This is a genomic window from Paenibacillus sabuli (assembly GCF_014705605.1).
Taxonomy (GTDB): domain Bacteria; phylum Bacillota; class Bacilli; order Paenibacillales; family Paenibacillaceae; genus Paenibacillus_D; species Paenibacillus_D sabuli.
In genome coordinates this window covers 78217-91957 of record NZ_JACXIZ010000016.1, presented here as the reverse complement: position 1 = coordinate 91957, position 13741 = coordinate 78217, and the positions used below count along the sequence as shown (strand labels likewise).

At 62.3% G+C, this 13741-nt stretch carries 10 protein-coding genes and 1 pseudogene; 5 read left to right on the top strand and 6 right to left on the bottom strand.

The features are described 5' to 3' along the window. Positions 1–12: 12 nt before the first annotated feature. From IDH44_RS10035 to IDH44_RS10025, 3 genes are all read right to left on the bottom strand, one after another. Positions 13–978 (bottom strand): ABC transporter permease, encoded by a 966-nt coding sequence (locus tag IDH44_RS10035; RefSeq protein WP_190917194.1) that lies wholly within the window; start codon positions 976–978, stop codon positions 13–15. A 30-nt stretch (positions 979–1008) separates the two neighbouring features. Continuing rightward, the gene (locus IDH44_RS10030; RefSeq protein ID WP_190917192.1) at positions 1009–2580 is read right to left on the bottom strand and encodes an extracellular solute-binding protein; all 1572 of its coding nucleotides are present in this window, start codon (positions 2578–2580) and stop codon (positions 1009–1011) included. Positions 2581–2837: 257 nt separating this feature from the next. Continuing rightward, positions 2838–5138, bottom strand: coding sequence for a helix-turn-helix domain-containing protein (locus IDH44_RS10025; RefSeq protein WP_190917190.1), 2301 nt, complete (start codon positions 5136–5138; stop codon positions 2838–2840). 77 nt (positions 5139–5215) lie between these two features. Here IDH44_RS10025 and IDH44_RS10020 point away from each other — a divergent pair, with 77 nt between their 5' ends. The 4 genes from IDH44_RS10020 to IDH44_RS10005 all read left to right on the top strand — a co-directional run bounded on the left by IDH44_RS10020 (position 5216) and on the right by IDH44_RS10005 (position 8462). Beyond that, positions 5216–6745 carry an extracellular solute-binding protein gene (locus tag IDH44_RS10020; protein ID WP_190917188.1) on the top strand — a complete coding sequence of 510 codons (1530 nt, stop codon included), beginning with the start codon at positions 5216–5218 and terminating at the stop codon, positions 6743–6745. A 25-nt stretch (positions 6746–6770) separates the two neighbouring features. Further along, the gene (locus IDH44_RS10015) at positions 6771–7622 is read left to right on the top strand and encodes an alpha/beta hydrolase (RefSeq protein ID WP_190917186.1); all 852 of its coding nucleotides are present in this window, start codon (positions 6771–6773) and stop codon (positions 7620–7622) included. A gap of 110 nt (positions 7623–7732) precedes the next feature. Beyond that, positions 7733–7909, top strand: a complete 177-nt coding sequence (locus IDH44_RS10010) for a hypothetical protein (RefSeq protein ID WP_190917184.1) — start codon at positions 7733–7735, stop codon at positions 7907–7909. A gap of 91 nt (positions 7910–8000) precedes the next feature. Next, entirely contained in the window at positions 8001–8462 is a 462-nt protein-coding gene (locus IDH44_RS10005) for a YhcH/YjgK/YiaL family protein (protein WP_190917181.1), read from the top strand. A 791-nt stretch (positions 8463–9253) separates the two neighbouring features. Here IDH44_RS10005 and IDH44_RS26480 read toward each other — a convergent pair. From IDH44_RS26480 to IDH44_RS27135, 3 genes and pseudogenes are all read right to left on the bottom strand, one after another. Continuing rightward, positions 9254–9785, bottom strand: a pseudogene (locus IDH44_RS26480) (cupin domain-containing protein); the annotation flags it as partial. Between the two features lie 73 nt (positions 9786–9858). Beyond that, the gene (locus tag IDH44_RS09995; RefSeq protein WP_190917177.1) at positions 9859–10713 is read right to left on the bottom strand and encodes a response regulator transcription factor; all 855 of its coding nucleotides are present in this window, start codon (positions 10711–10713) and stop codon (positions 9859–9861) included. Positions 10714–10726: 13 nt separating this feature from the next. Further along, positions 10727–12562: a sensor histidine kinase gene (locus tag IDH44_RS27135; protein ID WP_190917175.1), complete on the bottom strand. Its 1836-nt coding sequence runs from the start codon at positions 12560–12562 to the stop codon at positions 10727–10729. A 209-nt stretch (positions 12563–12771) separates the two neighbouring features. Here IDH44_RS27135 and IDH44_RS09985 point away from each other — a divergent pair, with 209 nt between their 5' ends. Continuing rightward, positions 12772–13740 (top strand): ABC transporter permease, encoded by a 969-nt coding sequence (locus IDH44_RS09985; RefSeq protein ID WP_190917173.1) that lies wholly within the window; start codon positions 12772–12774, stop codon positions 13738–13740. The last annotated feature ends 1 nt before the right edge of the window (position 13741 follow it).

Genomic DNA, 13741 nt, shown 5'->3' with positions numbered 1-13741 from the left:
CTTTGCGGGGCATCAGTAGATGCCCTCTTCGCCGAATGTTTTGGCCAGCCAGTTCGCGACCATGATCATGATCAGTCCGACGAACGACTTGAAGAAGCCGACGGCCGTACTGTAGCTGAATTGGCCGTTCTTCAGACCGGCGGTGTACACATACGTATCGAAGATCTCCGCCACCTCGCGGTTCATCGCATTGAGCAGCAGGTACACATGCTCGAAGCCGAGCTCCAGCACGTCGCCGATCTTCAGAATAAGCAGGAGCACGATGACACTGCGGATCGCCGGCAGCGTGACATGCCAGACCTGCCGCGTCCGTCCGGCGCCGTCCATGCGCGCCGCCTCGTACAATTGCGGGTCGACCGCCGCAATCGCCGCCAGGTACACAATCGTGCCCCACCCGGCCTCGCGCCAGATGACCTGGGCGATGTACATCGGCCGGAACCAGCTGTTGCTGAGCAGGAAGTTGATCTTCTCCAGCCCGAAGAACACGAGCAGCTCGTTGACGATGCCCCCGTCCAGCGTCAGCATGACGAAGGAAATCGAGACGATGATGACCCATGACATGAAGTGCGGGATGTAGACGATCGTCTGCACGATCCGCTTGAACATCAGCTGCCGCACTTCGTTGAGCATCAGCGCCAAGAGGATCGGCACCGGGAAAAAGAAGACCAGATTGAGTGCGAACAGCACCAGCGTGTTGCGAAAAATCATCCAGAAGGTCGGCTCGGCGAACAACCGCTCAAAATGTTGCAGCCCGACCCAGTCGCTGCCGGATATGCCAAGGTAGGGCTGGTAATTCTGAAACGATATGACCAGCCCCCACATCGGCACGTATTTGAACAACAGGAAGAAGAGGGCGCCGGGCAGGATCATGATATACAAATAGCGGTTCTTGACAATGCGCCGCAGCCGCTCGCTGCTGCGCCGGGTCGGCGCAGCAGGCGCTGCGCCGCGGCCGGAGGCCGGTGCAGTCGAATTCATGTCGGATCTTCCTTTCCTTGCGCCTGGAAGTTATTGCTGCGCTTGATACGCCTCGGTGTATTCCTGCATGATCTTGTCGCCGCCTTCGCTCTTCCAGCGGTCAATCGCCTTCTGGAAGCCGGCCGCATCGAGGTCGCCGAGCACGTACTGATACGTGGCGTCGGTGATGATCTGCTGTAGCGCCTGGCCGCGTTCGATGTAGGTCGGCGAGTCCAGCGGTGCGGACGGGTCGTGGATCAGCATCGAATTGTTAGCCTCGACCAGCTCCTCCGCCAGCGCGCGCGCCGGCAGCTCGAAGTAGCCCTTGAGCATCCCGTCGATCGTGTCCGGCCCGCCGATGCCCCAGGCGTTGTTCGGCTTGACGATCGTGTTATCGGTCACCTGATCGACCGTCTTGTTGGCCAGACCGTCCTTGATCTCGTAGTGCTCGCCTTCGACGCCCCAGGTGAGCAGGTTGGCGTTCTCGGCCGTCATCAGCTGATCGTAGAAGGCGAGGATCTTGTGCAGGTCCTCCTCCGACTTGACCGCCGACTTGGGGAACAGCACGATCGAGCCGTAGCCCGGGATCGCCCAGACGCCTCTGCCGCGCGGGCCTTTGATGCCGTTCTGCACGGTCAGCTCGGCATCCGGATTCATGTCCGCGAGCTGGTTGGACAGGGTTAGCACGTCGGGCATCGAGCCGATATAGACGCCGGCCTTGCCGTTGACGAGCAGATCGATCTGGTCGGTCTTGGACGTCACCGGGAAGTCCTGATTCATATAGCCCTTGCTATGAATGTCATGCAGATAATCGAGTGTATCCTTGAATGCCTCGTGCATGAATTCCGGCTTGAACTGGTCGCCCTCGTCGATATACCAGTAGTTCGGCGTGCCGAAGTAGGAGCTCACCGTCTTGAATGCGCCGTAGATGAGGTCGCTGCGGTCGGTCAGGCCGATCGTATCGTCTTGTCCGTTCTGATCCGGATCATCCTCGGTGAAGGCGCGGATCATCTCGTACAGATCCTCGGTCGTCTGCGGCGCCTCCAGGCCGAGGTTGTCCGCCCAGTCCTTGCGGTAGATCACGCCTTGCCGCGACAGCGGCCGTTCCATATACAGCGAGTAGATCTTGCCGTCGACCGCCGTGTTTTGCAGCACGTCCGGATTCAGGTTGCTCAGATTCTCATACTCCGCCAGCAGCGGGCCGATCTCCCAGAATTGATCATTGCGGATCGCTTCCTTGGCGAAATCGGTGTTGGTCGCCGAGACGGCCATCGGCAGGGAGCCTGTAGCGAAGGCCGCGTTCAGCTTCTCTTGATAACTGCCGGAGGGCACCCACTGGATGGATAGCTTCGTATTCGTCTTCTCCTCGATCATGCCCGGAATCAGGTCGTCCGGCACCTCGGCGGCGTGCTGCGTCGCCATCATCGTGATTTCGAACGGCGCTTCTGCCGCGCCGCCGTTGCCGCCTTGCGCCCCCGATGTGGTCGTGCTTCCCGCGCCGGTGTTGCCCGTGTTGACGTCCTCGCCGTTCGAGCCGCCGGCGCACGCCGCCACCAGACTCAGCGACATGACGGCCGCCAGGCCTGTCGCCCATGTACGAATCCGTTTCTGTGTGTGTGTCATGATCGTGTGTAGACCTCCTTTTAATGGATCGCGATCGCTTTTTGCCCTCGCGAATGAGTGGGTGTTAACGCTTTCACTATACGACCCATCGGGGGTTACGGGAATAATCATCATCTCACAATCCCAGTCGTACCAAGGCCTGGCGCGTCCGGACGCCGCCTTGGCCTGTCGTCATGATTATCGGTGGAACCGCAAAAAACCGACGCCGCGAGGCGTCGGTGAATCGTAAGCGTCGGGACTGCTGTCGGCATGCGCGATCACATTTTGTGCTGCTCGCGATACTGGCCGGGCGTCATGCTCTCCTGCTTGCGGAAGGAACGAATGAAATTCTGCGAATTCGTATACTGCAGCCGCGCCGCAATATCCTTGATCGGCAGCTCGGTCTCGGCCAGCCACTTCTTGGCCACATTGAGCCGGTAGGCGGCCAGGTATTCGCTGAACGAGCTGTTCGTCTCCTTGCGGAAGACGCTGCTGAGGTAATTGGCATTGTAATGCAGCTCGGCGGCGCACTGCTCGAGCGTCAGCTCCGTGTCGTAACGCCGGCGCACAATCTCGATGATCTGCTCGGAGATGTTGTGATACTGCTGCTCCTGACGGTCGCGGAAGACGCCCGCCAGCGGCACGACGATCCGCTCGCGGAACCACTCCTCGATCTCGGCCGCCGTCTGCCGGCGATGTAGCTCCTCGAAGAGAGAGCCCGAGGCCTGCAGCTGGGCCTGGCCGATTCCCGATTCCTGCATCAGGATGAGCAGATTGTTGAGCAGGCGATTGAGCGGGATCTCATACTCCTGCGGCGGCAGCTCCGCCTGGAAGACCGCCTCCATCAGGCGCGCCAGCACCTCGCCGGCCTTGTCCGTGTCGGCGAGCTTGATGGCATCCATCAGCTCGGCTTCCTTCTGCTTCGGGTAGTTCAGATTCAGGTAATGCTTGCCCGAGTTGACGTCCGCGTACTGGATGATGATGCCCTCGCCGAGCTTCATCCGGTGCCGCAGCGCATCCCGCCCCTCGCGATACGCCTCCGGCAGCCGTCGCACATCGGAGAACGGCAGGCTGATGCCGATGCTCACCGTCAGCGAGAGATACGACTCGATGCTGTCGCGCAGCCGCTCGGTCAGGCCATAGACCAGGCTGGTGAAGGCCGCTTGCTGCCCGTCGGCATGCCCGATCAGCGCAGCCGCCGTCGTCTCGATTGCGACCGGCGCGGCCAGATGCTCCGCCGGTACCAGCTCGGCCACCATATTGTCGACCGCGAACAGCAGCAGCGGCAGGTCCTCCTTCTTGTAGCGCGTCTGCTCGAGCCCGTCGATCTGCAGCGTCACGACCGCCATTGTTCGCCAGCTGTCGAGCTGAGCGCCGTACCCGTAGCGGCGCAGCCGCTCCGGGATGCGGGAGGGCTTCACATTGCCCTGGTAGACCTTGATCAAGTCAAAGGTCCGCACCTGCCCCAGCTGCCCGCGCACCTCCTGCTCCAGCGCCGACTTGGAGCGGAACAGGCCGCGCACCTCGTCGCTGATCACCTGGAGCTCGTCGCCCTTGCCGCGCTGCCGGCCGCCGGGGGCGACCTGCCGCAGCAGCTGGCCGATCGGCGAATACATCCGCCGCGAGCCGAGCCAGGCGATCGCCATCGACAGCAGCAGCAGCGCGAGACAGACATACAGGGTGTACTGGCCGATCTTGCCGGATTCGCGGGTGATGCTGTCGATCGAGACGAGCGAGATGTAATACCAGCCGTTGAAGCCCGAGCGGTAGTAGCTGAGCGTGTACGGCTTGCCGTCGATGCGGGTCGTGACCTGGTCGGCGGATTGGCTGCGCAGCAGCTCCGGCGCGAAGACGCCGGTCTCGGCGACGGTGCGCCCGATCAGCGACGGATCGGGATGCAGCAGGATGCGCAGCCGATCATCGACGATCATGACGCGCCCCGACTCCTCGTCGATGTTGTACTGGATGACGTCCTGCAGGCTGCAGGCCGGAATATTGGCGGCCACAAAGCCGATCTTGTCCAGGCTGTTCGGAGGCAGCTGCTTGACGAGCGAGATGTTGTACGGGCAGCCCGGCTGCACCGCCAGCTCCTCGCCGTGGAACCAGCCGCTCGGATTGAGCATCCATGACGTGCTGTCCGGGATGCGGGTCATGCTGAGCAGCTCCTGATGGTAGGCGTACTCATCGAGTTGATAGAGGCCCGAATTTTTGACGAGCCAGTTCAACGCTTCGTTGACGAGGATGACATCCTCCAGCTTCGTATCGAAGGCCTGGAGATGCCCCAGCTCGTTGCGCAGATTGTTGTAGATTTCGAAGGATTGTTCGCTTAGCGATATTGTAATCGCTTCCTTTACAACCGTCGAACTCACCAGTTGATTGAGCGTATGATTGACTGTGGAGAGCACCTGCTCGACATTGGCGTTGGTCTGCCGCAGCAGCTGCATCTTCGAGCGCGTCACATGCTCCTCGATCTCATGCTTGGCGGTGACATAGGAGGTGATGCCGATGAACAGCACCGGCAGCGCGCTCAGCAGGAAGCCGAATAACGTCAGCTTCGCCAAAAAGCTCAGCTTGTGCATGCGCAGCGCCCCCCTTTCGTGATACACTAATCATACACGTTCTTGTCGGGTTGTAAAGTTCTAGGGGGTGCCGCACGATGCACGTCAATGCTCGTCCGCGATTGCTTAACCGCTTACACCCAAAATCGCTGCCGCTCCTGCTCGCACTGCTCCTGGCAGCGGCGCTGACCGGCTGCAGCCGGCAGCCGGCCGCGCCGGAGCAGCCGCCATTGGAGCTCAGCATCATGCTGCCGCTGCACCTGATCCAGCCGCCCAGCGACGAGCTGGTGGCCGAGCTGGAGAAGATGACCGGCACCGACCTCGACCTGCGCTGGGTCCCCGACGAGATCTACTCCGACAAGCTCAGTCTCGCCGTCGCCAGCGGCTCCTATATGAAGGCGACCTATGTCAATTTCAACGAATACCAGTATATGAAGAACGCGATCCGGCTCGGCCACTTCTGGGAGATCGGTCCTTATCTGTGGGATTATCCGAATCTGCGCAAGCTCAGCTCGCTTGTCTTCGAGGAATCGGCCGTCGACGACCAGATCTACGGGCTGTACGCAGAGCGTCCCGCTTCGCGGCAGGGCATCATCCTGCGTCAGGACTGGCTCGACCGTCTGGGGCTGGAGCCGCCGGGGACGCTGGAGGAGCTGTACGAGGTGCTGCGGGCCTTCACCGAGGACGATCCCGACGGCAACGGCCAGGACGATACCTTCGGACTGGCCGACCGCAACGATCTGATCTACGGCGCCTTCAAGACACTCGGCTCCTACTTCGGCACCCCGAACAACTGGGGCCTGATCGGCGGGCAGATCGTGCCCGAATTCGAGACGGACGCCTACATGGAGACGATGAAATTCATGAAGCGCCTCTATGACGAGGGCCTCATCAATCGCGACTTCGCCGTGACCAGCAAGCAGAATCAGCGCACGAGGTTCGTCACCGGCGCGGCCGGCGTCTATATCGGCAGCATGGCCGACGCGCAGCGGCTCGCCGACTCGGCTGTTGCGCTCGATCCGCAGGCCGCCTTCACGCTCGTCAACCGCATCCAGGGCCCTGCCGGACTGCGGGTGTGGGCGATGCCCGGCTATGGCGGAATGTTCCTGTTCTCCAAGAGCGCCGTGCAGACCAAGGAGGAGCTGCATCAGATCCTTGCCTTCTTCGACCGCTCCATGGACGCCGACGTCAGCAACATGATGCGCTACGGCTTCGAGGGCCGACATCATGAGCGGGCCGATGGCGAGGTCGTGCTGCCGCCTGAGCAGGAGCAGCTGCGCGTCGACGAGGTCAATGCGATGCATACGCTGATGATCGGCGAGCTGAGCAACCCGAATCTGCTGCCCATCGCCGAGCTGCGCCCGCTGGCCGAGCTGGCGGAGACGCTGATCAAGGACAATACCCGCTTCGTCGTGCGCGACGCGACCGCGAACCTGGAGTCCGCCCGGGACGACGAGTCCGGACTGGAGCTGCAGGGCATCATCACTGACGCGACCTACAACTTCATGCTCGGCTACCTCGACGAGCAGGGCTTCCGCCGCGAGGTACAGCGATGGAAGGACAGCGGCGGGGCCCGAATCATCGAGGAATACAATGCGTCATACCAACAATTCCGCGGCAGCCAGTAACGCCGCCCATTCGGAGGAGATCCCCATGCAGATTCAGATTAAAATGTACACCGACATCCCCTACGGCCCCCATGAACGCAACGTCCTCGACGTCTATATCGCCGAGCAGGAGCCGTCGCCCGGCCCGTCGCCGGTCCTGGTGTTCTTCCACGGCGGCGGCTATATCCGCGGAGGCAAGGCTGATGTGCATCGCTACGCGTTCGTCCACCAATGCCTCAGCGCCGGCATCTCGGTCGTCTCCTGCAATTATCGGTTCATCCAGAGCGACCCGTATCCCGCCCCGATGGAGGACGGGACGCGCGCGCTCCAATTCGTCCGGCATATGGCTCCGGAATGGGGGCTGGACCCGGACCGCATCGCCTCCGCCGGGGCATCGGCCGGCGGGCACCTCGCGCTGTGGAATGCGCTGCGCGGCGACCTGGCCCGGCCCGACAGCGACGATCCGATCGAGCGCCAATCCTCCGCCGTGTGCGGCTTCCTCGGCTTCATCACCCAGGTGTCCAAGGATCAGCGCTTCTACGAAGGCCGCTACCACGGCCCGCACATCCAGCCGAATCTGCAGCTCTTCTACGGCCTGTCCGATCCGGAGGAGCGTCATCGGCCCGAGATCCTCGCCCTGGCCGAGCAGGCGTCGGCCATCCACTATATGTCGGCGTCGGCGCCACCCGCCTTCATGGTCTACACGCTGCCGCTGGACGGTCCGACGATCCCGGCTGACGCGCCCGTCGGCGAGGTGATCCATCATCCGGTGCACGGCTACGTGCTGCAGCAAGCGTACACGCGATTTGGCATCCCGTATACGCTCCGGCATGGGGCCGATCCAGAGCGTCCGGGCGAGCTGCTGGCGTTCCTGCAGCGCTGCTTCACCAGAGACTGACACGCACAGGGCCGCCACCGGAGGCGACCGGCATGTCAAGATCCGCATATGCATCTTGAATCCCGCACATCCGACAGGATATGCGGGATTTTTGACATGAATATGCCGCTGTGCCGCTCGTGCTGCTGTACGCGATCAGCGTCTATCTGTCGGCGCTGATCTACCGCAAGCAGCTGCAGCAGGATGCGGCCTTCGATGCGGGGGATACGGATCGTCGCTGGCCATGGAATCGCCGAATAGGAACTTCAAGCAACACCAAACGGCTTGGCTCTCCACAAGCCCACTAAGCGGCAGCATCCTTCGATGCTGCCGCTTGACCGATTTACAGGGGATACGATTTAATAAAGTAGAACATCATGAAGAATTGGAGGAAGGCCAATGATTACCGGACATTTGAACCGATGGCCGCTCGAAGCGGCGGCCTACGGGCCGCGCATGCGGCAAGCCATGGACTTTTTGACGCAGACCGATCTCGCCGGGCTCGCGACCGGCCAGCACGAGATTGACGGCCCGCATCTATTCGCCATCGTGCAGGAGGTCGATACCGAGCGCGCCGCAGCACGCCGTTGGGAGTCGCATGATCGCTACACCGATATCCAACTGCTCCTCGATGGCGAGGAACAGATCGGCTTCGCGGATCAGACCGGCAGCGTAGAGTCCGAGCGCCACGACGACCGCGACCTCGTCTTCTACAGCAAGGCCGAGCTGCAGCACGAGCTGCAGCTCTTGCCTGGCATGTACGCCGTCTTCTTCCCGCAGGAGCTGCATCGCCCCTGCTGCACGAATGGCGAGCCGCGCCGCATCCGCAAGATCGTCGTCAAAATTGACCTGAACGGATAGGTTTGGCAGGGGCGGCCGGCTCTACCGGACAATGGAGCCGCTTAGCGGCGTTTTTTGGCCCCCTTCGACGTGTAATGGACATGAGGAACGCTTAGCGAGGATTTGGGTCCGTGTACCTGGCGCAAATGCCCGCTAAGCGTCGCTGGTGTCCATTAGAAGTGACGCCGCCCCGCGTCCGCTCGCCCGCGCCTCTCTCGCTGCAGTCCGCCAGCTCCGCTTGGGATGGCGTCGCCATCCGCGCCATGCGCCTACTGCTAAGCCTTCAGGCGCCGAGCGCCATCCCCTCTAGCGCCCCTGACGCGGTACGCCGCCGTTGCCGATGATCGGACGCCGGCTCTCGCCGGGGGGCGGCGCCTGCGGCGCATGGCCGGGGTACGGCGAATACCCGTAGCCCGACTGGACGCCTCCCGCGCCGCCGGGCGAGGCGAATTCCGCAGTACCGATGCCGGGCCAATCGGCCTGCGGTTGCGGGATTCCGGCCTGGAAGGAAGGCTGCGATTGGGGCATGTAGGCCTGCGGCGGCTGGGCCAACGGTTGCCATATGCGGCCTTGCGGCATTGAGGCTTGTGCCCCCGGCGCCTGCGGCTGTGCGATGCGGCCTTGCGGCATCTGTGCTTGCGGCCCTCCTATGCTCGCCTGGGGCATCCCGCCTTGGAGCTGCGGCATCTGCGGCTGCGCTATTCGAGCTTGCGGCATTTGCGCCTGCGGCGGCTGCGCTTGCGCCGCCTGTGTTGCTTGCGCGGCCTGCGTGGCCTGCTCCGCTGACTGCGGCGCACGTGTCGACTTGCGATCGCAGCCGACCGGCGGCCCGATCGTGACCGTCGACTGGATTGGCGCCAGCACCTGCTTCAGCAGCTTCTCGTCGAGACAGTACGTATATGCCAGTACGCTCGGCGGCGCGAGCCGCAGCAGATCTGAGACCGGAATGAACTCCGGGATGGGCGCGTCAAAGACCGCCAGTAAATGGGTGTTGTCCTCGGTAGCGATCTCCCAGTGGAACCAGCCTTGCGGCACATTGGCAACCGTTCCCGGCGTGATCGTGAAGCTCAACAGTTCCTTTGTAAACGGATTAATCAGCGAGACGACAGCCGCGCCGCTGATCGCATACACAATCTCGCTGGCATTCTGGTGAATATGCGGCTCCACCACATTTCCCTTTGATAAGAAGATATCCAGCAGCGAGGCATTGCCGAGCGTATTGAGCTGCTGGACGCCGAGCGCATTGATGTAGTTGTTTTTGTCCTTCGTAAAAAAGCGATTGTTGTTTAAATTGTACGTATACTGAACATCCGGCGATGTAAAGTCCATGTACGAAACCGCCATCCCTCATCCCTCCCGTGAAAATTCGTATCGTCTACTTCTATTCCACGGTTCGTCAAATTATGAGTTGTTCATTTTACATGCGTTCACGCGCCTTGTACACACTGGGCTTGGCACCGACCTGCCGCTCGAACAGCCGGCTGAAATATTTGGCATCCTCATACCCGACTCGACGCGAGATCTCATACACCTTGAGCTCGGTCGTCAGCAGCAGCCGCTTGGCGTGCTCCATCCGGACCGCGGTCAAGTACTGGAGGAAGGGCTGCCCGGTCTTCTTGTGAAAAAGCTGGCTCAGGTAATGCGGATGGACATAGAAGCGCTCGGCCACCTGAACCAGCGTCAGCGGCTCGTGGGCGTGCAGGTCGATATAGGCGCGGACCCGATGCGCCAGATCGTAGCGCTCCTCGTCCGAAGGCGGCGCAGGCAGACTGTCCTCGTCCGTGGCAGTCTCCTGCAGCCGCGCTCTGATCCGGCTGTAAGCCGTCGAATGCTCGCGCAGCGCCGCCAGCTCCTGCTTGCTGTCCAGGCCTGCCCGGATGTCGGACGCGAGCTCGCGCAGTCCGCGCTCCACCTCCTTCTCCTCGATCGGCTTGAGCACGTAGTGGCGCACCCCGTACTGCATCGCTTGGCGGGCATATTCGAAGTCCGAGTGTCCGGTGAGGATCATGAAGCGCGCCTCCGGCCACTCCGCTCGCCAGCGTGCGATCATCGCGAGTCCATCCAGCCGCGGCATTCGAATATCGGTCACGATCAGCTCCGGCTCCAGCCTGCGCGCCGCCTCCAGCGCCTCGGCTCCGTTGCGCGCCTGGCCGCAGACGACATAGCCGTTGCCGTGCCAGTCGATCATGCTTTTGAGGCCCTCGACGATCTTGGTCTCATCATCGACGAGCAGTACCCGCAGCCGCCGCGCTTCTTCTTGCTCTGATTGCATCTGCTTCAGCCCCCTAGTCGAATTGCCCCTGCTCATGAAGCCCTCCGCTCGGCAGCGCCACCGTCACAGTCGTCCCCTCCCCCGGTCCGGAGACGACGTCGAGACCGCAGCCGCAGCCGTACTGAAGCCGGAGGCGTCGATGTACATTGCCCAGTCCGATCGAGGACTGAGGCCGCTCAGCGTCAGCCTCCGCAGGCTCTGTCGCTACGACCTCCCCGGCAGGCGACTGCTCGCGGACATCCGCGGCCTGCAGCTGCGCCTGGAGCCGCGCCAGCGCGAACGCAGACATGCCCTCGCCGTCATCAGCCACATGCAGGCGCGCTTGGCCGTCCGGTCCGAGCGTTCCGTGGATGCGCACGCGGTAAGCGCGATCCTGATCGACGAAGCCGTGGACGATGGCATTCTCCACGATCGGCTGCAGCGTCATCTTCATCAGGGGCATCCGCATCCAGGCAGCGCCCAGCTCCACCTCCAACCGGAAGCGATGGTCGAATCGGATATTCTGCAGCTCCATGTACAGGCCGATGTATTGCAGCTCGTCCGCCAGCGTATGGGTCTGGTCGTCCGCCAGCGTCAGCTGGAACATGCGGCCGAGCGACTTGATCATGGCGGCGACATCGGGCGCCTGATCCAGGTAGGCCTGCATGCGGATCGATTCCAGCGTATTGTAGAGCCAGTGCGGATTGATCTGATTCTGCAGCGCCCGCCAGCGGGCTTCGTCCTGCCGAATCCGCGCCTGATAGACGTCCTGAATCAGATGCTTGATCCGGGCGACCATCAGATTGTAGGTGCGGGTGAGCGCGCCCAGCTCGACGTTGAGCCCGCGCTCCGGGATCGGGAGATAGCGGCCGTCCTCCAGCTGCCGCATGTGGCGGATCAGCCGGGAGATCGGCCGGCTGATCTGGTAGCTGAGCAGCATGGAGATGACGAGCATCGCGCAGACGGCGCTGGCCGCGATCAGCAGCGCCAGCTCGCGGGAGGCGCCGATCTCGCTGCGCAGCTCCTCCATCGGCACCGCCACCGTGACCTGGAGCCGTTCGCCGCTGCCGTAGCCGAGCACCCACGCATGCGGCGCCAGCTCCGGAGCGGCACGCTCCGGGGCGAAGGCCGCGGCGGCTAGGGCAGAATCGTAGACGAGCGCATGCTCCGGCGTCTCGATCACGATCCGGCGCCGGAACGGCAGCGCCGCGCCGTCCGCCGGCTCGCTGCCTGCGACCAGACGGTGCGGCGAGAGCTGGAACAGCAGGATACCGGCTTCGCGGCCCTCGATGTCCTGCACCAGCCGCCCCGCGGAGAAGACGCCGACCACCGCGCCGGAGGGATGGTAGAGCTGGGCATGCGTCGGCACGATGACCAACTTGCCTCCGGCTTCGCGGATGCGCGACAGCCACTTGTCCCAAAAAGCCGAATCCGTCACGTCCGGCGCGTAACCGTTGTTGTACGCGATCCCGGACGATGCCAGCAGCGCCACGCCATGCAGATGCGGCAGCTGCGTCATGAAGGTCGACAGCTGGCGATGCAGCAGCAGATTCAGCCGAATCCGCTCGCTGTCGGTATACCTGGTCTCCCGCCCGATGTAATCGACCAACTCGTAATCGCTGTAGATCGTCAGGGACGCATTCTCCACCTGGGCGATATACGTATCGAGCGAGGTGCCGAGCTGCGCCGCCAGCAGCCCGGCGAGCTGCGTGGAGGTCTCGACGATTCGATCCTTGGCCGAGCCGAAAAAAATCTGCACGACAATCAGGATCGGAAGAATGCAGAGCAAGGCAAAGCTGATAAAAAGCTTGGTGACGAATCGGCTTCCCTTGCCGGTCTCGCCCAAGCTCGGCGCAATCGAACGGTCCACGGACATCCCCTCTTCTGCGAACGCTTACAATCGGAGTATGTCCATTATAAGGAGCCCGCCACGCCACCGCAACCGCAAGATGAGCATTCGGCCCAACACCTGAACGATGTCCCCCTATAATGTGAACGATGTCCCATCGTACTCGGCCAGACCGACAGTTATAATGAAAGCGCAACCAAAAGGCGCAAGCCAGAAAGCAGGGGATACTCATGGCAGACGCCGCCCAAGCGAGGCGGACTTCGCACAACACGGCGGTTGGCGCGCGGCCACAACGGCAAGGACTGCTGCGCGAATTGCGCAACTACTGGCCCTTATACGCGATGGCGATGCCCGGCGTACTGTTTTTTCTCGTCTTCAAGTACGTGCCGCTCGCCGGATCGGTCATCGCCTTCAAGGATTACATGATCTTCAAGGGGCTGGCGGAGAGCCCTTGGGTCGGATGGAAGCATTTTCGAGCCTTTTTCGAGTACCCCGATTTTGCCCGTGTTTTTCGCAACACGCTGCTGATCGGGCTGTACAACCTCGTCTTCGTGTTTCCGTTCCCAATTGTGCTGGCGCTGCTGTTCAACGAGCTGCGCAGCATGGCGTACAAGCGGACGCTGCAGACGATCTATTACGTGCCGCACTTCTTCTCCTGGGTCATCATCGCCGGCATCACCTTCGACGTGCTCTCCAATACCGGGATCGTCAATGCGCTGCGCGAGTGGGTCGGCCTGGAGCCGGTGCTGTTCATGCAGGAGGAGCGCTTCTTCCGCAGCATCGTCGTGCTGACGAGCATCTGGCGCGACGCCGGATGGGGCACGATCGTGCTCCTGGCGGCGATCGCCGGCATCAACCCGGAGGTGTACGAGTCAGCGCTGGTGGATGGCGCGGGGCGGATCCGGCAGATCTTCAGCATCACGCTGCCGCTCATCATGCCGACCGTCCTGGTGCTGTTCCTGCTGCAGATCGGCCACTTCCTGGACCTGAGCTTCGAGCAGATCTACAATCTGCTGACGCCGATGACCTACGGCGTCGGAGACGTCATCGACACGTACGTCTACCGGGTCGGCATCATCGAGGCGCAGTACAGCTCCACGACGGCGATCGGGCTGTTCCAGTCCGTCATCGGACTTGTCCTGGTGCTGGGCTTCAATAGCCTGGCCAAGCGCTACCAGCGGGAAGGAGGGTTGTTCTGAT

Excerpts from the sequence above, each read along its gene's own strand:
- IDH44_RS10035 (WP_190917194.1), bottom strand. The coding sequence starts at position 978 with ATGAATTCGACTGCACCGGCCTCCGGCCGCGGCGCAGCGCCTGCTGCG.
- IDH44_RS10030 (WP_190917192.1), bottom strand. The coding sequence starts at position 2,580 with ATGACACACACACAGAAACGGATTCGTACATGGGCGACAGGCCTGGCG.
- IDH44_RS10025 (WP_190917190.1), bottom strand. The coding sequence starts at position 5,138 with ATGCACAAGCTGAGCTTTTTGGCGAAGCTGACGTTATTCGGCTTCCTG.
- IDH44_RS10020 (WP_190917188.1), top strand. The coding sequence starts at position 5,216 with ATGCACGTCAATGCTCGTCCGCGATTGCTTAACCGCTTACACCCAAAA.
- IDH44_RS10015 (WP_190917186.1), top strand. The coding sequence starts at position 6,771 with ATGCAGATTCAGATTAAAATGTACACCGACATCCCCTACGGCCCCCAT.
- IDH44_RS10005 (WP_190917181.1), top strand. The coding sequence starts at position 8,001 with ATGATTACCGGACATTTGAACCGATGGCCGCTCGAAGCGGCGGCCTAC.
- IDH44_RS09995 (WP_190917177.1), bottom strand. The coding sequence starts at position 10,713 with ATGCAATCAGAGCAAGAAGAAGCGCGGCGGCTGCGGGTACTGCTCGTC.
- IDH44_RS09985 (WP_190917173.1), top strand. The coding sequence starts at position 12,772 with ATGGCAGACGCCGCCCAAGCGAGGCGGACTTCGCACAACACGGCGGTT.